Annotated in this window: 14 protein-coding genes and 3 pseudogenes; 7 read left to right on the top strand and 10 right to left on the bottom strand. The window is 46.5% G+C overall.

Going from position 1 to position 25,537, the window contains the following annotated elements; genetic code table 11:
- Nucleotides 1-135 precede the first annotated feature (135 nt).
- The 3 genes from JCM10512_RS03145 to JCM10512_RS03130 form a co-directional block, all read right to left on the bottom strand.
- Entirely contained in the window at nt 136-696 is a 561-nt protein-coding gene (locus JCM10512_RS03145) for a hypothetical protein (protein ID WP_044160387.1), read from the bottom strand.
- A gap of 282 nt (nt 697-978) precedes the next feature.
- Nucleotides 979-1,134, bottom strand: coding sequence for a hypothetical protein (locus JCM10512_RS22690; protein WP_158332176.1), 156 nt, complete (start codon nt 1,132-1,134; stop codon nt 979-981).
- Nucleotides 1,135-1,492: 358 nt separating this feature from the next.
- Entirely contained in the window at nt 1,493-2,773 is a 1,281-nt protein-coding gene (locus tag JCM10512_RS03130; RefSeq protein WP_044160378.1) for a DUF2851 family protein, read from the bottom strand.
- A gap of 83 nt (nt 2,774-2,856) precedes the next feature.
- On the opposite strand from JCM10512_RS03130, the gene dapB reads away from it, so the two are divergent.
- The 6 genes and pseudogenes from dapB (at nt 2,857) to JCM10512_RS03100 (ending at nt 9,749) form a co-directional block, all read left to right on the top strand.
- Complete coding sequence (gene dapB, locus JCM10512_RS03125) at nt 2,857-3,585, top strand: 4-hydroxy-tetrahydrodipicolinate reductase (RefSeq protein ID WP_044160376.1); 729 nt, start codon at nt 2,857-2,859, stop codon at nt 3,583-3,585.
- A gap of 34 nt (nt 3,586-3,619) precedes the next feature.
- Nucleotides 3,620-5,101 (top strand): S26 family signal peptidase, encoded by a 1,482-nt coding sequence (locus JCM10512_RS03120; RefSeq protein ID WP_044160374.1) that lies wholly within the window; start codon nt 3,620-3,622, stop codon nt 5,099-5,101.
- Nucleotides 5,102-5,294: 193 nt separating this feature from the next.
- Nucleotides 5,295-6,266, top strand: a complete 972-nt coding sequence (gene lepB, locus JCM10512_RS03115; RefSeq protein WP_081741209.1) for a signal peptidase I — start codon at nt 5,295-5,297, stop codon at nt 6,264-6,266.
- A 48-nt stretch (nt 6,267-6,314) separates the two neighbouring features.
- Nucleotides 6,315-8,582, top strand: a complete 2,268-nt coding sequence (locus JCM10512_RS03110) for a C10 family peptidase (protein ID WP_044160371.1) — start codon at nt 6,315-6,317, stop codon at nt 8,580-8,582.
- Nucleotides 8,583-8,625: 43 nt separating this feature from the next.
- Nucleotides 8,626-9,281 (top strand): annotated as a pseudogene (locus JCM10512_RS03105) (WbqC family protein).
- 90 nt (nt 9,282-9,371) lie between these two features.
- Complete coding sequence (locus JCM10512_RS03100) at nt 9,372-9,749, top strand: hypothetical protein (RefSeq protein ID WP_148298243.1); 378 nt, start codon at nt 9,372-9,374, stop codon at nt 9,747-9,749.
- A 364-nt stretch (nt 9,750-10,113) separates the two neighbouring features.
- Here the strand turns inward: JCM10512_RS03100 and JCM10512_RS03095 are convergent.
- The 6 genes and pseudogenes from JCM10512_RS03095 to JCM10512_RS03070 all read right to left on the bottom strand — a co-directional run bounded on the left by JCM10512_RS03095 (nt 10,114) and on the right by JCM10512_RS03070 (nt 22,426).
- Nucleotides 10,114-11,822, bottom strand: a pseudogene (locus tag JCM10512_RS03095) (GH35 family beta-galactosidase).
- A 247-nt stretch (nt 11,823-12,069) separates the two neighbouring features.
- Nucleotides 12,070-14,315 (bottom strand): annotated as a pseudogene (locus JCM10512_RS03090) (glycoside hydrolase family 3 C-terminal domain-containing protein).
- A gap of 20 nt (nt 14,316-14,335) precedes the next feature.
- On the bottom strand, nt 14,336-16,345 hold the full coding sequence (locus tag JCM10512_RS03085; protein WP_044160365.1) for a DUF5125 domain-containing protein: 2,010 nt from the start codon (nt 16,343-16,345) through the stop codon (nt 14,336-14,338).
- A 22-nt stretch (nt 16,346-16,367) separates the two neighbouring features.
- Complete coding sequence (locus JCM10512_RS03080; RefSeq protein ID WP_044160549.1) at nt 16,368-17,858, bottom strand: endo-1,6-beta-glucanase; 1,491 nt, start codon at nt 17,856-17,858, stop codon at nt 16,368-16,370.
- Between the two features lie 30 nt (nt 17,859-17,888).
- Nucleotides 17,889-19,424: a RagB/SusD family nutrient uptake outer membrane protein gene (locus tag JCM10512_RS03075; RefSeq protein WP_081741207.1), complete on the bottom strand. Its 1,536-nt coding sequence runs from the start codon at nt 19,422-19,424 to the stop codon at nt 17,889-17,891.
- The gene (locus tag JCM10512_RS03070; RefSeq protein ID WP_044160362.1) at nt 19,424-22,426 is read right to left on the bottom strand and encodes a SusC/RagA family TonB-linked outer membrane protein; all 3,003 of its coding nucleotides are present in this window, start codon (nt 22,424-22,426) and stop codon (nt 19,424-19,426) included. Before JCM10512_RS03070 ends, JCM10512_RS03075 begins: the two co-directional genes overlap by 1 nt.
- A 1,001-nt stretch (nt 22,427-23,427) precedes the next feature.
- Between JCM10512_RS03070 and JCM10512_RS22360 the strand changes: the two genes are divergently transcribed.
- The gene (locus tag JCM10512_RS22360) at nt 23,428-23,667 is read left to right on the top strand and encodes a hypothetical protein (RefSeq protein WP_148298242.1); all 240 of its coding nucleotides are present in this window, start codon (nt 23,428-23,430) and stop codon (nt 23,665-23,667) included.
- 157 nt (nt 23,668-23,824) lie between these two features.
- On the opposite strand, the gene susR is transcribed toward JCM10512_RS22360, so the two are convergent.
- The gene (susR, locus tag JCM10512_RS03065; RefSeq protein ID WP_044160360.1) at nt 23,825-25,465 is read right to left on the bottom strand and encodes a SusR family glycan utilization regulator; all 1,641 of its coding nucleotides are present in this window, start codon (nt 25,463-25,465) and stop codon (nt 23,825-23,827) included.
- Nucleotides 25,466-25,537: the final 72 nt, after the last annotated feature.

Below are 25,537 nucleotides of genomic sequence, written 5' to 3'. Positions count from 1 at the left end.
ATAACCGCAGTCGTTGCATAACGAAATGCCTATGCCTGCAAAATGATACTACATATCCCAACAATAAGGGCTGCCTGAATATCAGACAGCCCTTACTATTTTATCAAATATCAGCGGAAGCTCAGCACCTCGGCCTTAAGGATGCAATTCCTTAAAAGCTGCATTTTCTTCCTGTACTTGCTGAATGGTCTGCTTCAATTCGCCGATGGGCAAATCATAGCCATACCAACCCGTATAACAATCCACTACGTACCACTTTCCATCGGCTTGCAATTCGAATTCTACGCGTAGGTCGATCTCCGACTCTTCATAACCAGCCTCAAACTCTTTATGCTTCGGCTCGTTCAACGTAAACTTCGATACATAAATCCCTCCTTCTTCCTGTGTGATACGCTCTTCTTTCATCGTTTCACTATCCAACAATGGCCATTTCTCCTTGGTGAAGGGGAATGTTTTCTCACTGTTACCATCATCGGTCATCAGGGTGATGGGTGTTTTCAATGGGAACTTGATACGAGTATACTGAAATGCCGCACTGGAAGTAAACTTATCCAGAAACGTCTTAAAATCTTCCTCCGCCTGCGCAGCCGTTTCGCTATTGGCCTTCGCCTTCGAACTATTGCCACAGGAGATTAATGAAATGCCACCCAGCAATGCGGTGACTAACAAGCAGCATACAAACCTTTTAGCTCTCATAAGATTATATAAATTAGGTATTTAATTCACGATGCAAATATAAGGACTAGTTCAATATCTTGATGCAAAAGAGGTAAAATAATTCTCTAATTTGATAGTCCGATTCAACACAGCCCCTTATAAGCAGCGTTTGCAGAGGAATCCACCGCTCATTTCCACCTCTTTTACGATGGAGTTGAAAGGGATCAGCAGAAGCAAGAGCGCGCATTTCTCCATCCGACACGACCTTTTGGAGATAATCGCCCGCTCGATTTGATCCGCATGTTCCTAGGGAGAGGTGAGTCAATGCCCCAGGCTTTCGCTCAAATGCCCGGGGCTCTTTACCCAATTGCCCAGGGCTGTCGTCCAAATGCCCGGGGCTACCGACAGGATACCCACGGGAGCCAACTCGATTGCCACCGATTGAGAAACGACAATCTTTATTATAAGCCATCCCATGGAACAAACTTTTTGGAAAATCCGGGCAGAAACAGCTAGAAAACCTAGTTTCCGAATTTGTCTTTCAGCTTTCAGTTTCAGAGGTAATCAGCTATCAGACAAGTCATTTCGACTGAAAGAGCTGAAAGCACTATCTGCTACTTTCCAACCAAAGTTTGCAGCGTTATTCAACGATACACAAGCCGATTGCCAAACAAACTGAAAGGACTGAAAGCAAAATACACACATTTCAGCCCCAGCTTTCAGCCTTATACTTCTATACATCAATTAATTACAGAGTAAACTGAAAGACTGAAAGCAAAAAGTGAACCTTGCGTAAGGGGTGGCTCAGCAGGGTATTATGCATGCGGAAGAATCGTTATTTCCGCCGCAGGTACTCGTAACCAAACCGGCAAAACAAACACTTACGGTTATCGCAGTAGTTTTTCTGCAATTGGATAAGCGCCTGACTATCCGCCGCGCTGGTGACCGCCACGCCCGCTTCATCCCACAAACGAACAATGTGATTGTCTTCCGCCTTCAACTCTTCCAGCAAACGTTCGGCGCGGTTGCATAGGGCTTCATCCTCTCTGTGCAAGCCAAAGGTGTATAAAAACGGAATTACGGTGTTGATAACAACCAAATCTTTGGAGCGTTCACCGAGTGTCTTTTGCCTTTGCGGAGAGGTATTCCCAAACATGAAATGAGTTTCCCAATAGGAAGAAGTCTGTGTAGTCAACAACGCCCTCACCGCTTCCAGGCTTTCCACTTCCAAGAGGCGAGAGAAGAGTTTGTCTCCCTGATGGTATAAATAGGCCAACTGGGCAAGGCGAATCGTTGGAAAGTTCTCCGGGCGAAGTCGCAGGAAACGCCAGAGAGAAGACTCCATAACTTTCGCGGTTTCGAACTTATGTTGCAAATAGCGAAACTCTTTACGAAGGCTAAGAACATAGGCATCTTCTTCCTCCGGATAATTGGATTCTTCCAGCAATCCGGCCTGACCAAAGAAGAGAGCCTCTACCTGAGTCAGGTTGTCACGGTGTTTGGCTACCGCCTGCAAAGGGATCAACTTCGCCCAAGTCTCAAAGGCATCTCCATTCAGCCCGAAGCCGTAATTCCGGGCAAGAGTCATGAAAAAAGCATCCTCCCAGTTTTGATTACAAAGTTCCAGACGCTGGGTAATCTGTTGGGCTTTCTGTTCCAACCGTTCGGTTTGCAGTGCTGAGAGCCAGTAGTGAATGGTCAATTTTGGTAGCGAACGGAGTACGGAGTGACAGGCGGGAAAGCGATCGGACTGTGCCAATTCCTGATAGTGTTCCTTTATTTGGTCGGGGCACGCCAACAGCATTTGCGGTATCTCCTCGCCATTGGAACGGGCAACCTCGACATCGGCTTCTTCAACTACATGGAGTACAACGGTGTCATAAGCCTTATCCCGGTCATGCCCGTGACGGAACCAATCGGAAGCATGGGTGTGGATTTCGATATTTCCTACCCACATGAAATTGTCTATTTTCAGTTTCGCGCTTAAAAAATCGGGGCCGGAATCGGTATTCCGAAGACCGGGGTCGATCACTTCAACTTGTAAGCCATGGGTGGTTTGCAGGATTTTCAAAGGAAACAGCTTGTGTTTCCACACATAGTGGAGTAAATGTTCCATGTTAACAAGACGTTAATGTGTACCACAAATGTAATAAAAATCTTATCTTTGCGACTATTATTTTGAATATAAGTCAAAAAACAATGAAAATAGCATTGATCGGTTACGGTAAGATGGGCAAAGAAATAGAAAAAGTAGCCCACAGTCGCGGACACGAAATTGTCTGCATCATCGATATTAACAACCCGCAAGATTTTGAATCGGAAGCATTCAAGTCGGCAGATGTAGCCATCGAGTTCACCAATCCCATGGTGGCGTATAGCAACTACATCCGTACGTTTCAAGCGGGGGTCAAACTGGTGTCGGGTAGTACCGGGTGGATGTCCGAACACGGCGATGAGATCAAAAGGCTCTGTACCGAGGAAGGCAAGACGCTGTTCTGGTCGTCTAACTTCAGCCTGGGTGTGACCATCTTTGCTGCCGTGAACAAGTATCTGGCTAAAATCATGAACCAATTTCCGTCCTACGATGTTACCATGAGTGAAACACACCATGTACATAAGCTGGATGCTCCCAGCGGAACAGCCATTACGTTGGCCGAAGGAATTCTGGAAAACATGGACCGCAAAGATCATTGGGTAAAAGAAACTGCCGCTACTCCGGCTGATCTCCCGATCCACTCCATCCGCGAAGGTGAAGTATTCGGTATTCACACCATCCGTTACGAGTCTGATGTAGACAGTATTACAATCACGCACGATGCTAAGAACCGGGGTGGTTTTGCTTTGGGCGCTGTATTGGCCGCCGAATACACAGCGGGCAACCAAGGTTATTTAGGCATGAGTGATCTATTTCCGTTTTTAAATGAATAAGGCTCCGTAGCCAAACCCAATAAACATTTCAATTATGAGACAAGCCACACGCAAACAGTGGATCAAATGCACCATTGTGACCCTTCTTTATCTCGCCTTCCTCGTTTGGATACAGAGCTGGTGGGGGCTAATTGTCGTTCCTTTTATATTCGACATCTACATCACCAAGATTGTCCCCTGGGCATTCTGGAAGAAATCGAAGAATCCGATTATACGTGGAGTCATGAGTTGGGTGGACGCCATCCTATTCGCTTTGGTAGCCGTCTACTTTGTCAATATCTACATCTTTCAGAACTACCAGATTCCATCTTCTTCACTGGAAAAATCGCTGTTGGTAGGCGACTTCTTATATGTCAGCAAAATGAGTTACGGCGCCCGTGTGCCTAACACGCCGCTCTCCATGCCGCTGGCACAACATACGTTGCCGATATTCAACACCAAATCATACATCGAATGGCCGCAATGGAAGTACAAACGCGTTGCCGGCTTCGGAAAGGTGAAACTGAATGATATCGTTGTGTTCAATTTCCCCGCAGGAGACACCGTAGCGCTCAACATGCAAGCCCGGGATTTCTATTCAATGGCTTACGAGGAGGGACAACACCTGTATTCAAAGCATATCGCCATGGATAGCCTGACACGCGAACAGCAACGTGCTATCTACGACTTATACTATAACGGTGGGCGCAAACAGATACTTGCCAACGAGCGTAGCTTCGGAAAAGTTGTTTACCGACCGGTAGACCGCCGCGAAAACTATGTAAAACGTTGCGTAGGGCTCCCCGGAGATACACTTAAGATTGTAAACGGGCAAGTGATGATCGACGGTAAAGCGGTTGAAAACCCGGAAAATCTGCAATTCAACTACTTTGTTCAAACAACCGGCCCGTATATTCCGGAGAATCTTTTCCGTGAATTGGAGATCAGCAAAGATGATCAGTCTTTGTATGAAGACATCGAAGGAAACAGTGCATTCATCGAAATGGGACTGGACAGCCGCAATGCGGAAGGCAGACTGAATCCGGTTTATCACCTCCCGCTGACCAAGAAGATGCACGAAGCACTATCGGCTAATAAGAAACTGATTAGCAAGATCGTAATCGAACCGGAAATATATGCCGGACAGATGTATCCGCCTAATCTCTACACCCAATGGGATCGCAGCAACTACGGTCCGATCTGGATTCCGGCTAAGGGGGCTACAATCACGCTGACAAGCGACAACCTGCCCATTTACGAACGCTGCATCCGAGCCTATGAAGGCAATGAGTTGGAGGTAAAAACGGATGGTATCTACATCAACGGTGTAAAGACCAACCAATATACGTTCCAACTGGATTACTACTGGATGATGGGTGACAATCGCCATAACTCAGCCGATTCCCGCTACTGGGGATTTGTACCGGAAGACCATATCGTTGGCAAACCGATTGTCGTATGGCTTTCGCTCAACAAAGACCGCGACTGGTTTGACGGCAGGATTCGCTGGAATCGTATCTTTAAATGGGTACACTAACATACGAGTGATGCCGGGCTGCTATGCGAGCATTCCGGCATTCCATCGTCTTGTACTTCTCTCCTAACTTTCTTCCGGTGAATAGGCGGTTTTAAAGCTACTCACCGCTAACCGGCTAATGAAGGGAAAGGATGTGAAGAGCAAAAAGGAATAGCAAACTTAGAAGAGCTGAATGGAAAGAAACAGTAAGCATATGGGAAAGCGCAGGCAAAATGGTAGAAGCTCATCCTCTACTCCCTGGAAGAGGACTGGAGTAAAACTCGCTATTGTGGTCATTCTTGTGCTCCTACTTCGTGGTTTCGCCTTTACCTCTTGCCTTATTCCATCCGCAGGCATGGAAGATTCAATTCTGCCGGGCGAGCGTATCTTGGTCAATAAATGGAGCTATGGTTTGCGAATTCCGTTCATGTCGATCTTCTCTTACCACCGTTGGGGCGAAAGTCCGGTAAAGGATCTGGATATTGTGGTATTCAACAATCCGTTCGCCATCCAGCAACCACTCATTGACCGCCGGGAGGTTTACATAAGCCGTTGCATCGGTCTTCCCGGAGACACTTTACTGGTAGACTCTCTGTTTTCAGTTGTTTCCCCTACCGATACGCTCTGTCCCAAACACCGCCGACTCTTTGCTTATCCGCCTGCCAAGGAAGCTCTCCTCACCACCTTGATGCAGACACTTTCCATCCCCAACGAGGGCATTGTGGAGAGCAACGACACATTGCATACCCGTCGTTTCGGTTTCTACCAATATCATCTCTTAAAGCAGGCGTTACATGGACAGAAGTGGCTACACCCGGCAAAGGCAAATACCGCTTGCAAAGCACACCCGCTCGTTGTTCCCAGCAAAGGGAAAGCGCTCCGGGTATATCCCTGGAATATCACATTGCTACGCAACACCCTGGTGATGCACGAAGGCAAGCAGGCTGAAATAAAGAACGACACGCTCTATGTAAACGGACAGCCGACACAGCATTGCTATTTCACCAAAAACTATTACTGGATGGGCGCCAATCATGCCGCCAACCTCTCTGATTCGCGTTTATTCGGTTTCGTACCGCAAGACCATATCATCGGGAAAGCTTCACTTATCTGGTATTCGAAGAAGAAAAGCACCGGTTACTTGGAGGGTTACCGTTGGGAACGTTTCTTTACATCCGTGCAATGACATGACTTAGTATATGTATCCTAATTTCTACTATAAACCATACAATCTATGAAAACTATACGCATATGCTTACTAGTAGGCGCAACATTACTCACCTCGGTTCTTGCGGCTGCTCCTATTACAAGTAAGCAGGCTGTTAAAGTTGCTGATAAGTACATGTTTTCCATCCGGAAACAGTTTCCACGGGATTTTGAGCATGAAGTGCTGAATTTAAAACAAATCTATGTAGTCAACTATCGTTGGGATAAGGGACCGTTGGGCTACGTTGTCGTATCGGGTGACGATGCACTTCCTTACCCCATACTGGCTTTCGACGTGCAAGGCAACATCCAATTGGAAAACAACACATTCAAATCAATATTGGCTGAATATTGTACGGAAATCAAGGAATGGCAGGAAGGCAAAGCAACGGACACAACGGAAGAACCGGTTTGTTACACATTCAAACACAACATCTGCCCTCCTTTGCTCAAACAGATTGCCTGGGGACAAAAGGAGCCTTATAACGGACATATGCCTCTGGACGAAAAGGGCAAACGGTCGTTGGTAGGATGTACACCCATCGCCATGGGACAAATTATGAAATATTACCAATACCCCGATCGCGGTACGGGAGAGAATTATTATACGTACATCGATCAAAACGATAAAGAGGTCTCTGCCCGGGTAAATTATGACGCTTTACGCATTGATTGGGAGCCTATAGAGAAGAAGGTGACCTCGACAAGTTCGAAAGAAACATCCGAAAGTATTTGCGAATTGCTCTATTACTGTGCTTATTCGGCAGAAGCTAAATTCTCTTCGGAGGCCACGAGCGCGGTTATAAACAATGCATCCAATGCGCTGCTGAAGCATTTCGGTTTTCATCCTTCCATCCGCAACATATCGAAGAAAGAGTTAACGGATAGCGAATTACAGCAACTCCTTTACAGGGAACTGGAAGCGAAGCGTCCGGTTCTTTGCAGCGGACACCGGCACGCCTTTGTCTGCGACGGTTTCATTGACGACTTTTTCCACTTCAATTGGGGCTGGGAAGGCAATCTAAACGGATTCTTCAAATTATCCGCCTTGAAAGCCGGCAAAGACAATTTCCGGATGTTCAATAACATTATAGTCAACCTACGCCCGGGAACGATTAAGGAGGAACTGTCTAAGACGGTTACGCTAACCGAAGCGGGCAGTCTGAAGCAGCATTTATCCGATGAAGAGGCACAAAAACTAACCTCTTTACGTGTTATCGGGAAGATCAATACGCAGGATTTACGCCTGATGCGGAAAATGGCGGGTGCCACAAGTTCGGTCTGGGAACAGGGAGGCGACCTGCGTACGTTGGATTTATCGAAAGCCGAAATCATGTCAGATACCCTGCACCCTTATACAACGCTGAATGCTCGAACCGTCAAGCGGACACATACCATGCGAAGCAAGACGTCCGGGCAGGCTCCGCAAACCTTCCGCTTCGAAACGATGACTGACAAGGAATGGGAACAATTATGCCAGCTTAAAGGAGACAGGGATTATAAGAACCACAGCTGGAAGTACGTCAAGGAGGGAGATAACTATTATGTTCAGTACTTCATGACTGACAACAAAACAGTTAGCCCCTATTTATTCAGTGATTGCACCAATCTGGCTAAACTCATACTGCCGGAGCAGACGCAATCGATCCTACAAATGGCATTCAATAACTGTAGTTCCTTACAGGAAATTGAACTTCCTGCAAAGACCACAGACGTTCATCCGAATGCTTGGCGGGGCTGTCTCTCCTTAAAAGCTGTCAAAGCTCATACTGCCAACGCCAACTTCATGGACAAAGACGGGGTGCTTTACTCCAAAGACGCTACCACGCTGATTTATTATCCGTCTTACAAGACCGACTCGGTCTACATCATGCCGTCGACAGTCACTCAATTGCGTACGTATGCGTTTAATCAAGCTCTTTTTCTGCAAGAGATACAATTGTCCGACAAGGTCCAAACAATTCCTAGAAATACATTCTTTAATTGTCCGGCAATCCGTACGATCCGCTTCCCTGAAAGTGTGACTAGCATACTTGAAAGTTCGTTCACCCGCTGCCAGAACCTATCGAAAGTTTATCTTCCGGCGAAATTGGAGAAGATGGGCGAGAATGTATTCAACAATTGCAAGAATCTGACGGAGATCTACTGTTCGAACCCGACTCCTCCCAAGGTGGAAGCAAGCACATTCAAAGGATTGGAGCAGAATAGCAGCATCCGCTTATGGGTTCCTGTCGGAACGAGTGGAAGTTATAAGCAAACTTCTTGGAGTTATTTTAAGAATCTATCCGAATTATAAACCAATAAATGAGTATTCAACTCTATTTTTCAGTCTTTACCCTATGAGAATAGCTTATCTTTCTTCAGCCTATCTGCCACCGGTCGAGTATTATACCAAGTTATTGAAATACGACAAAGTGTACGTGGAACAATACGACCATTATATGAAGCAGACGTATCGCAACCGCTGCACCATTGCCGGGCTGATGGTGAGTTGGCTCTCTCGATCCCAACGGTAAAGCCTGATACCTTGAAATGCCCGATGAAAGATATCCGTATCTCCGATCATGGCAACTGGCGGCATCTGCATTGGAATGCCATCGAATCGGCCTACAACAACACGCCTTTCTTTGAATATTATAAGGATGATTTCCGTCCCTTCTATGAGAAGCGATATGAGTTTTTAGCCGATTTCAACGAAGAAATGACTCAAATGGTTTGTGAATTGGTTGACATGACGCCTGTCATAGAACGTACTTCGGAGTACAAGTTGGAGTTTGCCTCCAACGAGGCCGACTTCCGAGAGATTATCCATCCCAAAAAGGACTTTCGTTTGGTCGATCCGGAGTTTACTCCACGTCCTTATTATCAAGTCTTTGAATCAAAACTGGGCTTCCTCCCTAACTTAAGCATCATTGACTTACTCTTCAATATGGGACCGGAAAGCTTGCTTGTCTTGAACTCGGAAAACGACAGTCCCGGTATTTGTAAAACATAAAGACAAAAAAGTTGATTTATTCACTTTAATTAATAACTTTGCAAAAAGTCATTGCGACATATTGTTTAACCCCTTCAAACAGACCTTACTATGAAAAAGTTTTTACCCTTTCTTTTGTTGGCATTCCTATCTGGATACGCCTTATTGCTATCCGGTTGTGATAATGAAGAGAAGATCGAGTACCTCAACTATGACGAGTATCCGTTGCCAGAGCGGGCCCAGTTAGAAGGAGAGGATGAACAACCGATTATAATCAATGATATCGAAGAGTTTCAGCGAATATTTTCGGCTTACCCTGAATTAGAAGCCATTAATTTCGAAACGCATACACTTCTGGTGATCAAAGGAACCGCTCATTATGGGATTGACAAAATCAAGAAAGAGATCACAAGAGTAGCTAACAAAAAGACTCGGTTCAAAATAACCGTCCTACTAACTCTCCAAACGGTTATGGATCTTGGTGCATAGCCTATATCCTGCCTAAATCGAATGCAAACGATATTACACTATCCGTAAGCTACGAATAATAGTATCCGGGACTCTTGCCTTAACACACGATTTAGTTGAAAAGAAGCAAGAGGACCGGTCAAAAGCCCGCTTCTTTTAGATAGGTTGTCTAATGTATTGGTTTGTCTCAATACGTTGTCACCATTATGCGCCCGAACTTTCACAGGAGTTCTTCCCGTTATCGTAACAGTGCCACCCCCATGTAACGCTTGTGCCACCGTAGTGGCACAGCTGTGCCAAGGCATTGGCATAACCTGTCACTTCGGTTCATCGGTAAACTATCAAATAAGGATACGCGGAAAACAAAGGAGCATTACCCCAAAACCTATTTATAATCGTACAGTTTGACGTGCAAGATGCTGAATTGTCCGACAGAGATGCGGACATGACGCCCCTGATGATCCTGATCGCCATTCAGTCTGCGAATATAACGTAGAGAACCATCTTCGTTCACATTGACCTCGTCTACAGAACCAATCCCAGCCCGCATACCACCCTGCCAGCCGGATTCAACCTTTTGCCCCTTTCCACCGACACTAACAAAGCCATCTTCACCCAATGCCTGCGTATGCTTCGCTTTCTCTTCGCCCTCTTTCTTAAACTCAAGCACAAGGCCGCTACCAGCCACAATGTACTCGTTCCGGGCTAGGCGAATCAATACACCTCCTCCTTCGGGCCATACACTTCCGTCGCTTGCACGCGGATCCCAAGGCAGCGTAAAATTATGTCGGCAGGTTATCCGCAGATCGTCGTAAGAGAGTATACGCTCTTGGTTATCCTGATCAAATAGCAGCCCATTCATCGAAGCTTTCCCCTGATATTTCGTGAGCAGAGGCATCAATTCTTTGAGGGTAGCATAGCTCTGTACCAAGGGAGCATCGGTTTATCGGAACCATCTTCGATAGAGAACGGACAGAAACCGATCGCATCGTGCTCACCAAACACATAGAAGGCACGGACACCATCATTGTCTTCAAGACGAATCTCAGCAATGAAAAGCGGGTTGTTGTGCAGTTTATACTTGGCTACCCAATCTACAAATCCTTTATCATACAAGTCGGGAGCCAGAAAGTCAATCGTTGGAGCGGCACAATGCCATACATCGATCAGATGAGCCAACGGTCCTGCCGAAGGATATTCACCCGGCTTACGATTCCGGCTATTCATCGCCGCATTGACATATAGCGGGACGTTATAAATCGTACGGGCTTCCTTGGCCATCCGTTCCACATACAAAGCATACGACCACGCCATAAAGATTTCATCCGTATACACATCGCCACCGAACACCTCCTGCCAGGTTCCTTTCTTCAAGCATCCCCGGCTTTCCCATTTAGCCAGCATCTCAGGATGCAGCAGCTTCTTATTTTGGAGTAAATAGTCGATGAAATGGGACGGAACAGGCGCATTAAAGAGCTTAGTCGCTTCTTTGGAGTAGTCGCGTGCATCTTCCAGCATACCGATCTCATTCTGTATCTGAACCATGACCACCGTTCCTTCCTTGGCATCCACAGACGCCACGTGCTTCAACCATGCCGAGAAAGCCCGGTTGTCTGCCTTGAATACATTTTCGGAGAAGGCACTGGCTATTTCGAGCGGCTTCCCGGCTTTCGTATACGCACGGGGATACTTCTTATAATCTTCTTTGAACCAAAGCGGAGCGTAACAACTCATGGAGTTTTTCCAGGCACCAAACCACAGGAAGACCACCTTTAACTTATTCTCCCGAGCTTGCCGGATGACTTTATCGGTCAGCGAAAAGTCGAATTGTCCTTCCACTGGTTCGGTCAGATCCCAGTACGCCGGAACGAGTACCGTATTGAGTCCCATCCGTTGCAGTTTCGGGAAGATACGTTCGATATCAGCAGGCGAAGAAGCCGAAGAATTGCCCAATTCACCGCCAATAATCAAGAATGGCTTTCCATCGACAACCAGTTGCGTGGCCGTTCCCTGTTTCTGTAAATGTGAAAGACTCTGTTGCGCCTGAAGCGGGCAAACGAAAAGAAGAAGAATCCAAAAGCATGCGTTTTTCATACCGTACAGTTTTAGCTCATTTGTTTGCTGACAAAGTTACAAGAATAAAGAAAAGGAGCCTCAACTCCGTCAGGGCTTTTCTATTTGCTAGGTTACAGATGCTTTACTATTGGTTACATTAATCCAGAATAAAGAAAAAGTTTCCTAAAACAACACAGTATCAGTACTGCCCAAGGCAAAGTGCAAGAACAACAAAGGCAGCCCATACACGGGCTGCCTCTTCCTTTTTACCTAAAACAAAACTGACCTATCTCAACTCAAAGGGAACCGCCCCTTTTATATCTCTAGAGGAACTTCCGACCAAGGCTTCGAACTTACCCGGCTCGGCTATCCACGCATGCTTGGCATCATCAAAGTAGCTCAATGCCTTCTGATCAATTGTCAGCGTTACAGTTTGCTCTTCACCGGGAGCGAGTTTCACTTTCTTGAAACCTTTCAACTCTTTCACCGGACGGGCAGAGAGGATTTCTTATCGCTGATATAAAGCTGAACGACTTCCTGTCCTTCACGAGTACCTGTATTCTTCACCGTGACGGTAAAGGTAATGGTAGCATCGGCTGTCATCGTTTGCTTGTCAGCTGTCGGCTTGCCATACGCAAAGGTGGTATAGCTCAATCCATGTCCGAAGGGAAAGAGGGGTTGGATCTTTTCTTTATCCGCCCACCGATAGCCTACGTATATATCGTCGTGATACGTTTCATTAATCGTATCGCCCGCATGAGTAGACTGTGCCAATTCACCGGCATTTCCGGGATATTCGCCCAACTTATGCGCGCCTACATCTTCCAACCGAACGGGGAAAGTAAAAGGTAGTTTACCCGATGGGGCTACATCGCCAACCAATACGGAGGCAAGTGCCGTACCTGCTTCTGATCCCAGATACCAACCTTGCACAATGGCAGGAACGCTCTTCACCCAAGGCATGGCAACCGCATTACCGGAGATATTGACTACAATCAGGTTCTTATTCACTTTAGCCAACTCATTGATAACTCTGTTTTGTGCATAGGGTAATTCCAAGGCTGCCCGGTCGGTATCTTCACAATCCTGGTTGTTACTTTTGTTTAGTCCACCGATGAAAATGACATAATCCGCCGTTTTAGCAGCTGCTAAAGCCTCAGCTAAGAGTTCGTCTTCCGACCGATCGTCTTTCAAATCCTGACCGGATTTCACACCGTTGTACTCACCGGTAGGGTCGCCCACATAACCACGAGCATATACAACCTTCGCTTTTGAGCCGATGCGCTGCACCAAACCGTCCAACGGAGATATCTCGTATTTCACTTTCAGTGAAGAGCTTCCACCACCCACGGTCATCATCTTGATGGCATTCTCACCGACAACGGCAATCGTCTTCGCTTTGTTCAAGTCGATAGGCAGTAGATTGTTCGTGTTCTGCAACAAGACAATTCCCTCTTCACCAATCGTACGTCCCGCCTTTCCGTGTTCGGGTGAGCCCAACGAACCAAACGGTTTGCCCGTATTCATCGACGTCCGGAAGATCAAACGGAGAATATTACCCACCTTTTCATCGAGCTCTTTCGTGCCCACTTTCCCTTCCCGAATCAGCTTCAGGTATGGGTCTGCAAGGTAGTAGTTATCGTAAGCACTTCGTGTACCATCCGAAAGGCCGTTTGTCCACGAACCGAACTCCAGATCCAACCCGTTGAATATAGCCTGCTCAGTATCATGCACACCACCCCAGTCGGAAACCACTACGCCGTCAAATCCCCATTCGTCACGGAGTATATCTTGAAGCAGTCGTTTGTTGTGGCAAGCGTGTATGCCCTGATACAGATTATAGGAACCCATAATGGACCAGGTGCCACCCTCTTGCACAGCCGCTTTAAAGGCGGGCAGGTAGATTTCATAAAGAGCGCGGTCGCTCAGGTTCACATTGGTCGTATGACGTTTGAATTCCTGATTATTCAGTGCATAATGCTTCACACAGGCAGCTACTCCGTTCTCCTGTACTCCTTTGATGTAAGGAACCACCATGGTGGCGGATAGATACGGATCTTCGCCCATATATTCAAAATTACGCCCATTCAACGGAGTGCGATAGATGTTAACCCCGGGACCGAGCAGAATATCTTTCTTCCGGTAACGTGCCTCTTCACCGATACTTTTGCCATATAGGTGAGATACTTCGGGGTTCCACGTCGCTGCCAGACAGGTCAGCGCAGGAAAGGCGATACAAGAGTCATTCGTCCAACCTGCTTGCTCCCATTCATCCCACAACACTTCCGGGCGAATTCCATGCGGCCCATCAGTCGCCCATACTTCGGGGATTCCCAATCGGGGAACACCCGGTGAACTGAATTTCGACTGTGCGTGTGTCATGGCAATCTTCTCTTCAAGCGTCATCCGGCTGAGCGCATCTTTTACCCGTTCTTCGATAGGCTTGCTGACATCCTGATAGGTTGGTGTCTGTGCAAGCACAGGCACACCTATCAAGAATGAGAAGCCCAATAACATTCTTTTAAACTTCATATCTATTGTCATTAGTTTCTTTACTTCTTTACCACAGAAAGTACCCCTTTGTCATTCCCGGCAGTCAGATCCACGGTAATCACATACGTAGCTCCTACCGTCAACTGTACACCGTCAGCAAGTTCTATATTACCTTTATCGGCCAGATATAGCTTGGCGCCGGTAGTCAGTGTCAAAGCGTTTGTTCCGGAAAACTCTTCGCCCCAACCATCTTGGAAAAAGAACTTGCAGCTTACATAATCCGCCCGGATTCGCTGTCCGATCGTTGAGCCTTGTTCTGGTCCGGCAATAGCTGTGAACTGATAAACTTTCGAAGCAACTTCAGCCAAACCATAGTTGCGACCGGAGTTCCAGCCAAATTGGAAGTCAAGCGAAGGCGAACCTACGCCCCATCCCATTAACCAGATTGCTCCGTGACCGTCTGCACCCAAAGAGGCTGTAGCACTGCCATTCATACGCACAGCCGAGAAATACTTATGCGCGGCATCGGCGATGATGCGGTAACTACCCGCCAGCGGTAAGAACTTCAAGGTATTGCTCGCTGTCTTGGTCAGGTAGTCGGGATCGACTTTCCATGCTGCCCAATCCTCAATTCCAACAACTCCGAGTTCCTGATTCTGTGTCAACGCAAATTGAGCCTGGTATAGATCGGACCCGCCATCTTCCAGTTTCACACCGTTGACAGTAATGTCTGGCATCGGCAATTCGACCTGTCCCACTTTCTCGACAGTGAGTACCGCTTTGGTATTTCCTTTCGTGACATCGACTACAAACTTGTAGACGCCTCCTCTTTCAAACTTCTGCCCAGTCTGAAGTTCGATATTACCGGACTCGCTGATCTTAACCAGTTCGCTGGTTGTGGAGATAGCATCGCCCTTGAACTCACCGTTGTCCCACTTATTGATGTGGAAGAACTTAAAGTTGATGGCATTTGTCTTCATAGACACACCCGCCGTAAAGGTCAGTTGGTATTTCTTCGCAGTAAGCTGCGGCATACAAAGACCGTTTTCAGGCGTCCAACCCACTTCGCGCTGCGCAGTCGATGGTTTGCCGATTCCTTCGCCAATAGCCCAGATAGCACCGCTTCCATCATCCTGCAACTTAGCCGGATTACCATCTTTCAACGTTATTGCGGAGAAGTATTGTAATTTCCCGTTTGCCGTAATTTGGTAATTACCGTCAATCGGCAAGAACTTCAAGGTTCCATCTTCCTGTTTAGCAAAGAAGTCCGGGTCGATCCACCACTCATCATAACCAGACACGCCTTCAAACGTCAGGATGTCGTTCTGTTTCAAGGCTAGTTTGAGAGTATAAATATCATTTTCAACCAATTCCATCTCCTTACCATTGAGTAGAAGTTTGGCAAACGGACTCGCTTCGTAGGTAAAGGTATTAAAGGTGATGCTATAACTTCCCGGCTCGGTACTGGAGAACGGGATCGATGTGGTAGAGCCTATCGTGATCGCATTACTCTCCCAACCGAAAGTGAGTTCATTGCCATGCGCTCCTACTTTCGGAGTCTTGATATACGCTTTCATCTGCTGCGAGAAGTCGCCCGTTGCGCTATAGTTGTAAAGCGATTGTTTATCCATCCGATGCTCGTGTCCTTCCGAATCGACCAACGTCAGATAAGGGAAGTCCGGACGTGCTACGGTGAGTTCTTTCTCCACCTCCGTCGTTGTAAAGTTTATATTCTGGAGAACATACTTCAATGTAGCCTTTCCATTCGATATGTTGGGATAGAAAGGAATGAATATCTTTCCCGTATAATCGGAACCGCTCGTTTTGGTACGGATCACTGTTTCGGAAACCATCTCTTCTCCATAGAAAAGTCGTGCTTTCAACGTAGAAAGAGGTACATCCACATCCGATGCTTTAATGGTAAACGGCAGACTATCGCCGAAAAGGGCATCCGCATTCTCTGCTTGGATCTCCATACTCGGGTTGCCGGGCAGGAAATCGTCGTCGTTGCATGAGCCCATGCTTAACAACCCTGCCAATGCCAATGTGATATAGATACTATTTTTCATTGTCTTGATAGTTTTAAGGTTCTTACTTCGACTTCGCCCAACGGTATGAAGTCACTGATTTACCCGGAACATCATAAGCGAAATGGCGTTTGCCGTCGCTGATGGTTATCTTCTTTGCCTTCTCATTGTTGTTCAGCAAGACAAAGGCGTACGTTCCGTCCGTATTTTCGAATGCACTACAGGTGATTCCGCTATCCGTATAACCACCGGTACCAATACGTACCGCACCCGGTTTAACAACAGTCGACAGGTGGGCGATGATGTAATAGTGCGAATTACGGATGATCGTTTTATAGTCACTATTGTTAATATCCACCGCACCATAGCAAGTTTGGCAGCCACCTTCGCGATTAGGACCCCGGTCGTTGTCGAGCATCAGGTTCCATACAATCACCCCTTTACTCCAATAGTTGACTGTTCCCAAAGCTACTTCCTTCATATCCTCCATCAGTCGTGTAGACAGGTCGCGTCCGCTATTCCAGGTACCGATCGATGTTTCGGTAAACAGCAATTCTTTGTTCGGATATGCTTCGTGCATATTCAACAACTCTTCCCGGTTGCCGCCATAGTTGTGATAAGCTGCTCCTACTACATACTGCGAAGCACCCTCGTCTTCATAAATCTTACCCGGATAGTTCTGCTCCGATGCGATATTGTCGTAGTTATAGTTATGATCGAACGCATAGATCTTGGTAGCCAGTCCGGCAGTTTTAAACTTCGGGCCTAAAGCGGTTTTCACAAAGTCCCGTTGCTCTTCCCAGCTCATATAAAGCGAAGCGGAGTTAGCACGGTTCAACGGCTCGTTCTGCGGAGTTACCGCATAGATATCAATCCCCTCAGCTTTAAATGCTTGTATCCACTTCACGAAGTAGGTCGCATAGTCCTGATAGTAGGCAGGGTTCAACTGTCCGTTCGTCCACGAATCCAGTGGTGCCAGATCGGTCAGGTTGTTCACCTTCATCCATTTCGGGGATGTCCAGGGAGCTGCTATAATCTTGATGGACGGATTGATTTTGAGAATATCTTTCAATATCGGAAGAATGTACTCCTTCTCTTCACTCTGCAAGGCGAAGTTTTCGATCCCTTTGGTATCGCAACAGGTATATTCGCTCAATGAGAAGTCCGAACAACCGATCGAGATGCGGATGTAGCTAAAGCCGAATCCATCTTTATCCGAGAAGGTTTCCGTTAGGAATGCCTGACGGTCTGCCGGCTTCATCTGGAAAAGGTTGAAACAGGTGGAACCTGTAATAGCCGCTCCAAAGCCGTCCATCGTTTGATAGCGTACCGTAGGATCCAGACTGATCGTTGTAGGTGCCAGGTTATCTTTCGAACTGAAATTAACGGCATCTCGGGTCAAGTCGCGAGTCAGACTGGTTGTCGTAGCATAAATCGTCACATCTCCGGTGGGAACAGGAACAACCGGTTTCTCGGCATCGTCACTGTTACTGCATGCAGCCAATAGCGCAAAGCACCCTAAAAATCTCAAAGCTATATTTTTCATATTTATCATATTCATAATTATCTGTTTCCTTACGTAGTATTAATATCCGGGATTCTGATGAATCTTATCATTCGCATCGAGGATAGACTGTGGGATAGGCATGCGATAAGAAGTCTTACCGAAAGCATACACCTGCGCTTTACGGCCGCTATCCTTCGCATAGACTGCATTCATAACCTCTTCAACCTTGTCGAGGCGAACCAAGTCGAACCACCGTTGCCCTTCGAAAGCCAGCTCCAGACGTCGTTCATTGAGCAATGCGTTCACCATGGCATCTTTGTTCTGACGAACGGATGTGGGTAATTTACCCAGATCTACCCGTTCCCGAATCTGATCGATGATGTCGGCCGCCGCGCCTAAATCGGGTGATTCCTTGAGAATCAACGCTTCGGCTTTAAGCAATAACACATCGGCATAGCGGTATTTGATCAAGCTGCTATAAGCCGAACGACATTTGTACATGAACGCATAGTGATCCGAAGGATAATAGTTGCTCCAGGTACAGGCATAATAGACTACAGATTCGTTCAGGCGAGTGTTGTCTCCCTCTTTCGTAAAAGCATTGATCAGGTCGCGCGATGGTGTAACCCACTTCGCCCAAGAGAACTGTGTATTCCAATTCACCAAGTCACGTCCGAACATCCAGGTACACCAGTTACCTGATCCGGCTGTGAACTGAGCTTCCAGAATCGATTCTTTCGTGTTACGCATCTTGATATCTGTCACTCCGGCATTCATTCCGAACAGGTCGCTGTAATGATCAGCCAGTTCGAAGCCATCGGCTTTCAGTTCATCGCAATATTGAATTACTTTTGTATAGTCGCGTAAAGGTTTCTCTGCATAGATCTTGGCCAGCAAGGTACGGGCTACCGATTTGGTAAACAAGGTTTTATTACCCGGTGTATTGTTCGGTGCCGATTTGATGGCATCCAGCAAATCCTTTTCGATCTGCTGATAGGCTTCCAACTCCGTATTCTGCGGAGGGAAGTATTGATCGTATACCTCTTCAATATTCTCCGCCGTAATATCGTCGGCAATAGTCGTGATCACCGGGAAATCTCCCCACAAACGAACCATGTCGAACATAATCATAGCCCGGAATATCTTCGCTTCGGCTTTATACTGTGCCCGTTCAACGGTAGTCAGCGCATTATCAGTTACCAGATCAATGTTGGTAATCAAGAGATTGGCGCGAGCTATATCTTCCAGATAACGGTTCCAGTCGCGTTCCAACACCGAGTTAGAACCTTCGATGCTATTATTCTCGAAAGGTACAACCTCAGCACCCGTAGTACCTGCATACGCATTATCAGCGTGAGCATCGGCAATCAGCAACAAATCGACATACCAGTGTTCCTGACGGTCGCGCATCTGCTTATAGAGTGTAGTCATATGACTCTCAACAGCAGCCTTGTCTTTAAAGACTACCTTCTTACCCGTTTCTGTTACACCTTCCGTCACATCGGAATAGGTATCCACCGGATCATAACCGAGGGAACAGGAGGAAAGTCCCAATAAGAAACAGGAGGTTAATCCGCAAAATATATATTTTAGTTTCATAGTTTTTCCTTTCATTAGAATTCTACATTAATACCGAATACGTATGATTTAGCATGAGGGTATGTGCCCCAGTCAATGCCTTGCACCGTTCCGCTGTTACCCCATTGGTTCACCTCCGGGTCCATGCCCGAATAGCTGGTCCATGTCAACAGGTTAGTGGCGGTGAAGTAAGGTTGCAGGCGGCTAATGCCCCATTTCTTCAACAGTTTCCCTCTGAAGTTGTACGATAAAGAAATATCTTTCACCCGCAGGTAGCTACCATCTTCCACGAAATAGGTGGAGTTCAACATCTTAAAGTTAGCTTTCGGCACATCGGTAATCTGTCCGGGTATCTTCCAACGGTTCAACACACGCGTGGACTGGTTCTTTCCGTCGTACATACCTTCCGTCTCAATGCGAGAGGCGTTGTAGATGTCATTGCCATACGAACCTTGTATGAAGATGCTCAGGTTGAACCCTTTCCAAGAGAACGCATTAGTCAAACCATAGGTAAAGTCAGGATTCGGATCACCGATATAGGTACGGTCGGAAGTCGAGATCTTACCATCTCCGCTTAGGTCGCGATACATCAGCTCACCGGTTTCGGGATCTACACCATCGCTGATGTAACCGAAGAAACCTCCCAAAGCACGTCCGGGCTCATTGCGTACCACATAATCATTGATTACATCCGCTGTTTTAGCATCATAATAGATCTTTTTCAAGGATAGTTTCGTCAACTTATTGCGATTGAAAGAGATGTTGAAGTCCGTATCCCAGGTAAAGTCTCCTCCCCGGAAATTCTTCGAACTGACAGAGAACTCGAAACCTTTGTTGGTCATTTCACCTTCATTACGGGAGATCTGGTTAGAACCAGCCCCACCATAAGGTAGATCGACTTTCATCAACATGTCCTTGGTCTTCTTATAGTAATAGTCCATGTTGAATGTCAACCGACCGTTCAAAACGGTTAGATCAAGCCCCAGATTGGTCTGCGTCGTGGTCTCCCAAGTCAAGTCACGGGTACGCAGGTTGGCTTGCGTAATGGTTGGAACAGCGTTGGCATAATCGGTTGTATCACCTGCCTCGCCTACTTTGAACCATTCGATACGTCCGATATTATAACGTTCCAGATAGGCGTAATCGTTAAGACCTGATTGGTTACCGGTTTGTCCCCAGCCACCACGTAATTTCAAATCGTCGATCCACGTCAGATTCTTCATAAACTTCTCGGAAGAGATACGCCAGGCAGCGGAGAAGGAAGGGAAAGCGCCCCAACGATGATCGGGATGCAGCTTGGAAGAACCATCGGCACGGATGTTGGCCGTGAACAAGTATTTACCGTCATAATTGTAAGACGCACGACCGAAGAACGACATGATACCCCATTGCGAAGCACCGGTTCCGGTATTGTTCCATGCAATCTTATTGGCGGCGTTCAAGGTCTGTATGAGGTCGTTGCGGTAATGCGAACCGTTGATCCAACTGTTTGAATAGTCGGAATCGGTCCATGATGAACCGGCCATCACTTCCAACCCGTGTAGGTTGAAGCTTTTGTTATAGGTTGCCACGTTATCAAAGGTTATAACCGTATTCGTATTCCGATTATCGGACGCTTCACCATGTTGGTTACGGCCCCAAGAGGTAGAAATCGGATCGAGGAACGTAGTATTAACCGCACTCCGTCGGTCGAGCGTAAGCGCCGTCTTGAACTTCAACTCCGGAAGTATCGTAAACAGGGCATTGCCTGAAGCCAGCAAACGGTTTTCCTTGTCTTTATTATTCTTGGACCGTGCCATATTCTCCAGCGGACTGGTGATGTTGACTCCGTAGAAGTTGTTGTAATATTGACCCGGATTGAGAGAATCCCATACCGGAGCAAAGGTCGGCGTGTTGATAACTGCCAGTACTACTCCACCACGGTTCGCACCGGTGCCCATGGCTCCTCCACCATTACCGGAATAGTCCGAATAAGAGATGTTGGCACCCACCGTCAACCAGCTGCGAATTTGGTTTTCCAGATTCACACGGAAGTTGTAACGCTTGTAATACGAGATGTCGAGTACACCTTTCTCGTTCAGATAACCGGCGGAGAGATAGTATTTCATCTTCTCGTTACCATTCGAAATAGCCACTTGATAGTTCTGTGTGGTTCCGGTGGTATACGCCTCATCGAACCAGTCGGTGCGATCGGGTAATCCGTCGGGCAGCGATACCATACCGATTTCATCCTGCAAATCTTTATACTGCACGGAGTTTAAGGACGACATCTTATCAACCACCTTGTTCATGCCGAACTGGGCTGTCAGCGAGATCTTAGCATTCCCGGCCGCACCCGCTTTGGTCGTAATCAGGATTACACCATTTGCCGCACGCGAACCGTAAATAGCAGCCGAAGAGGCATCTTTCAAGATTTGCATATTCTCGATATCGTTCGGAGCCAAGAACTTGATGTTATCCACAGGTACACCATCGACTACATAGAGCGGGTCGTTACTTCCGTTCATTGAAGTAGTACCACGCACACGGATCGACATATCTTCTCCCGGCTTTCCACTGGGACTGATGACCGAAACTCCAGCTGCTTTACCCTGAATGGCTTGTCCGGCCGAAACAATGGGCCGCATATCCAAATCTTTGGTGGATACGGTAGAAATGGCGGTTGTCACGTCTTTACGTTTCACCGAACCATAGCCGATAACAACTACTTCTTCCAACATTTCACTATCTTCCTGAAGTGTTACTTTCATCTGGAGAGTTGCCTTCACTTCTTGTGATTTATACCCTACATACGAAAAGACTAAAGTGGCATTGGGTTTAACGTTGAGCTTGAAATTACCGTCTATGTCGGTAATGCCCCCGTTTGTGGTTCCTTTTTCCAGCACACTAACCCCGATTAACGGTTCCTGACGGGCGTCTGAGACTTGCCCCGACGCAGTGTTCTGTTGTGCAAATGCACTCAAAGAGAAAATCATAGCTAAGATTGCGAAGAGAATCTTGCGACTCCCCGAAAGGATTTTTCGCTTGTTCTTTTTCATGCGTACTAAGTTTTAAAGTTAATAATTAGGTTTCCGCCCACAGCACTGCTCTGAGTACTGCTCTGGAAGCTTAGAACAAATTTATTCGAAAATATGTTCGGCTAGAAAATGAGGGGGGAATAAGTGGATTACCCAAAAACATAAACACCTATATTTCAGACTATTAACACAATCCAAAGAGTCCCAAAAAGTGGATGATATATTTCGACCAATCTTCCATTTTGCACCATTCCATCGAACAAAGTGCGAGTTGTACGACTTGCTCTTTCAAAACAATGCAAAGATACGCTCTATGACAAGTCTACAGGTACGTACTTTGACGTATCGGTACGTACTGATACGTACTGTGCTTTACTTTGTCTTACTTTGACGTATTTTGCCTTACTTCAGCTCCGGTTTTGCTAAACAGGCCTGCCTTATCACGCGTGTACGCGCGCGTTACAAATTTAATTATTAAGAAGGGGGCGCGTTTTTTTAGTAGTGGACTACTACTAACCCCCCCCCCCTTCGATTATATAGAAAATAAGAATATAAAGAGAAATAAGAGACTGTTTGGATAAAAAAGGTTAATTCATGGCTTCCTAACTACGTTGTTTTTGCCCAAAAAGGGGCATTTTAACGTTTTTCAGTGCTGCAGAGGGAAAACAGCAATTCCCCTCTACAGCGCCCAGAACGGAGATATGGATCAAAATCAGGCTTGAAGCAAGTCTGTTTCCGGTCCTCTTTCCGGAGTTTTGTCCCTGTTGGCGAAGCCGTAAAAGCAAAGAAAAGGCAGATGCTATCCGCTTAATTATCAAGGAAATACAACACGACAAGCTAATCATTCCGCGTTTATTTATAGAGCATCAAGTGCTAACTACGTCATTTTCGCCCAAAAAGAGCCATTTTAACGTTTTTGGTTTCTCGGAAAAAATCGATTCCTTTACACCCGAGCCCCCAACGAAAGTACCTCAGCACTATCGGAAGGGATTGATTGCAAATAAATTAAATGACGTTAACACATGAGTCCAACCAAGTATAACGAGCGAGAGATGGAGATGAGTTGCTACTGCGATTATTCGGAAATGATTGCCCAGCTTCGTATGGCATATTTCCTCGATCAGTTTCGGAACAGCCCGCACTGCATGCCTATTGGCACACCTGAGACACACCCCTGCCACCGGACCGACGATTCCACCCGTGATGGAACGAACGAAAGAGGAGCACCACCGAAACGCCACACACCCTACGGATCGGGCTAAGAAGCTAGCGTTGAGGTTGAATGAAGCCGTTTCAATGAAGCAAAACAAGTAATGTTTTGAAGAAAAAGTAATCATGTTTTAGAGTCAAACTATACTTGTTTTCACAGCTAGCTTGACTTATCCCCAAATAAGTAATCAGGCTGGAAGGCGAAGACGCTTAACGTATCTTCTTCACTTTTTCTTCGAAGTCGTCTCTGGAGTAGGCTTTGTTCTTCACTTTCGCCCGGTAATTGTAGATGGTGTTCACCGAATAGCGTAGGAATTCGGCAATCTGGGAGCTATCTTCGATCCCCAAACGTATCAAAGCGAATATACGTAGTTCCGTATTCAGCAGTTCGTCTTTCTTCAGTGAGATATGTTCGTCATCTTGCAAGAGAGAATTGAACTTTCTCACAAAGTCGGGAAAAAGATGGAGGAAGGCCGTATCAAAATTGGCATAAAGTTCTTCCAACTCCTCATCCAGAGCATCCTGCGAACGGGTGATTCTCAATAGATCGGCAATTTGTCCCGCCGATATTTTCTTATTAACCATGCGGCGGTATGTATCCAATCGGTTGATATACGTAGAACACAGTTTGATGAAACGGGCGATATACTCTTCTTTAATCTGATCCGATTCGGAGAGTTCCGCATTCGTGAAAGTCAGGCAGTCGTTCATCTGGCGCAACTCTTCATTCAGTTCTTTCAGCTGCCCATTGGCCACCTGCAAATGATTCCGTGCCAGACGCAATTTCTTCATTTGCCGGTAGATATAGCCGAGGGCTACGACCAACAGCAGAAGCAAAGCCGTGATCAGCAACAGGTTCTGTTCGAGGCGTGCATTCTGCTTCTCAATCATCGCCTGGTAGGTTTTATCGATCAGAGAAAGCGCATCGGCACTCTGCCAGCTACGCAGCCGGGCATTGTAGAATTTGGTCGCATTCCAGGAGAAGCGCATATAGCGGTATGCCTGTTCGATGTGACCGTCTTCATACAGCAATTGAGCGAGCATCCACAAAGAGGCATGATCCTTAATGGCGGAACGTATATCGGAGATGGCCGACAAGCAAAGGTTCTTCTTCTCGTTGATGCTGTCGTTGCTGTATTTATAAATAAGCGAACGATGGTAAGTGACCAGCGCATATTGCGGAGTACCGGACTCTACCTGAGACAAACGGAGATCGTTAATTTTCAACGCTTCCGCATACAAATGCTGTTCGCGTAACCGATCTTCACGCATGAGCAGGAATTCCTCCGACTGGGGAGGCAAGATTGCATACAGAGAGTCTTTGTACGTTTCCGCAATATTCCAGTATTTCTTCGCGAGCGTCTTGTCTTGGGTATAGAAGCCCAACTCACCATATACATGACCAAAGCACGAGTAATATTCGGGCAGGAGTTGGGAAGAGACTTCACTTCGCTTGACCATATCCAGCACATCGATCGACTCGGTATACATGCCCGAAGCGGATAGCAGCAGGGAAAGTAACAGTTTACTTTCAACCTGCCGCTCACGATCCTTCAAAGCCTCAGCGATTTGTATATTCTCATTCAGGTAGAGAATGGCCGAATCACACACAAAGGACTTATATTCCTTAAAAAGCTGGTTATTTAAATTGTAATGTTCTACCGAGTTGAATACCACTCCCCGCGCCAATTCGTTGAGATGTCGAATTCGCGATTCACGCTGCACCACATAAGTCTCATGCTTCTGAATAGTCTGATCGAGTACATTCAGCAAGGAATCAAATGCCTTATCTGCCCATACAGCCGTTGAAAAAGAGGCTAGCAACCATATTAATAGAACTGTTTTTCTCATCTGAAGATTAAGCTTTAGTAAAAGATTCTCGGTTATAGAATGACAAATGTAGAGAAAATCTTCGTATTCTAA

This window comes from Bacteroides reticulotermitis JCM 10512 (genome assembly GCF_000517545.1).
Classification (GTDB): domain Bacteria; phylum Bacteroidota; class Bacteroidia; order Bacteroidales; family Bacteroidaceae; genus Bacteroides; species Bacteroides reticulotermitis.
The sequence above is the reverse complement of the archived record's forward strand: the minus strand, read 5'-3'. Positions and strand labels throughout refer to the sequence as shown.

Excerpts from the sequence above, each read along its gene's own strand:
- JCM10512_RS03085 (WP_044160365.1), bottom strand. The coding sequence starts at position 16,345 with ATGAAAAATAGTATCTATATCACATTGGCATTGGCAGGGTTGTTAAGC.
- JCM10512_RS03100 (WP_148298243.1), top strand. The coding sequence starts at position 9,372 with ATGAAAAAGTTTTTACCCTTTCTTTTGTTGGCATTCCTATCTGGATAC.
- JCM10512_RS03120 (WP_044160374.1), top strand. The coding sequence starts at position 3,620 with ATGAGACAAGCCACACGCAAACAGTGGATCAAATGCACCATTGTGACC.
- JCM10512_RS03080 (WP_044160549.1), bottom strand. The coding sequence starts at position 17,858 with ATGATAAATATGAAAAATATAGCTTTGAGATTTTTAGGGTGCTTTGCG.
- susR (WP_044160360.1), bottom strand. The coding sequence starts at position 25,465 with ATGAGAAAAACAGTTCTATTAATATGGTTGCTAGCCTCTTTTTCAACG.
- JCM10512_RS03110 (WP_044160371.1), top strand. The coding sequence starts at position 6,315 with ATGAAAACTATACGCATATGCTTACTAGTAGGCGCAACATTACTCACC.
- JCM10512_RS22360 (WP_148298242.1), top strand. The coding sequence starts at position 23,428 with ATGAGTCCAACCAAGTATAACGAGCGAGAGATGGAGATGAGTTGCTAC.
- JCM10512_RS03130 (WP_044160378.1), bottom strand. The coding sequence starts at position 2,773 with ATGGAACATTTACTCCACTATGTGTGGAAACACAAGCTGTTTCCTTTG.
- JCM10512_RS03070 (WP_044160362.1), bottom strand. The coding sequence starts at position 22,426 with ATGAAAAAGAACAAGCGAAAAATCCTTTCGGGGAGTCGCAAGATTCTC.
- lepB (WP_081741209.1), top strand. The coding sequence starts at position 5,295 with ATGGGAAAGCGCAGGCAAAATGGTAGAAGCTCATCCTCTACTCCCTGG.
- dapB (WP_044160376.1), top strand. The coding sequence starts at position 2,857 with ATGAAAATAGCATTGATCGGTTACGGTAAGATGGGCAAAGAAATAGAA.
- JCM10512_RS03075 (WP_081741207.1), bottom strand. The coding sequence starts at position 19,424 with ATGAAAGGAAAAACTATGAAACTAAAATATATATTTTGCGGATTAACC.
- JCM10512_RS03145 (WP_044160387.1), bottom strand. The coding sequence starts at position 696 with ATGAGAGCTAAAAGGTTTGTATGCTGCTTGTTAGTCACCGCATTGCTG.
- JCM10512_RS22690 (WP_158332176.1), bottom strand. The coding sequence starts at position 1,134 with ATGGGATGGCTTATAATAAAGATTGTCGTTTCTCAATCGGTGGCAATC.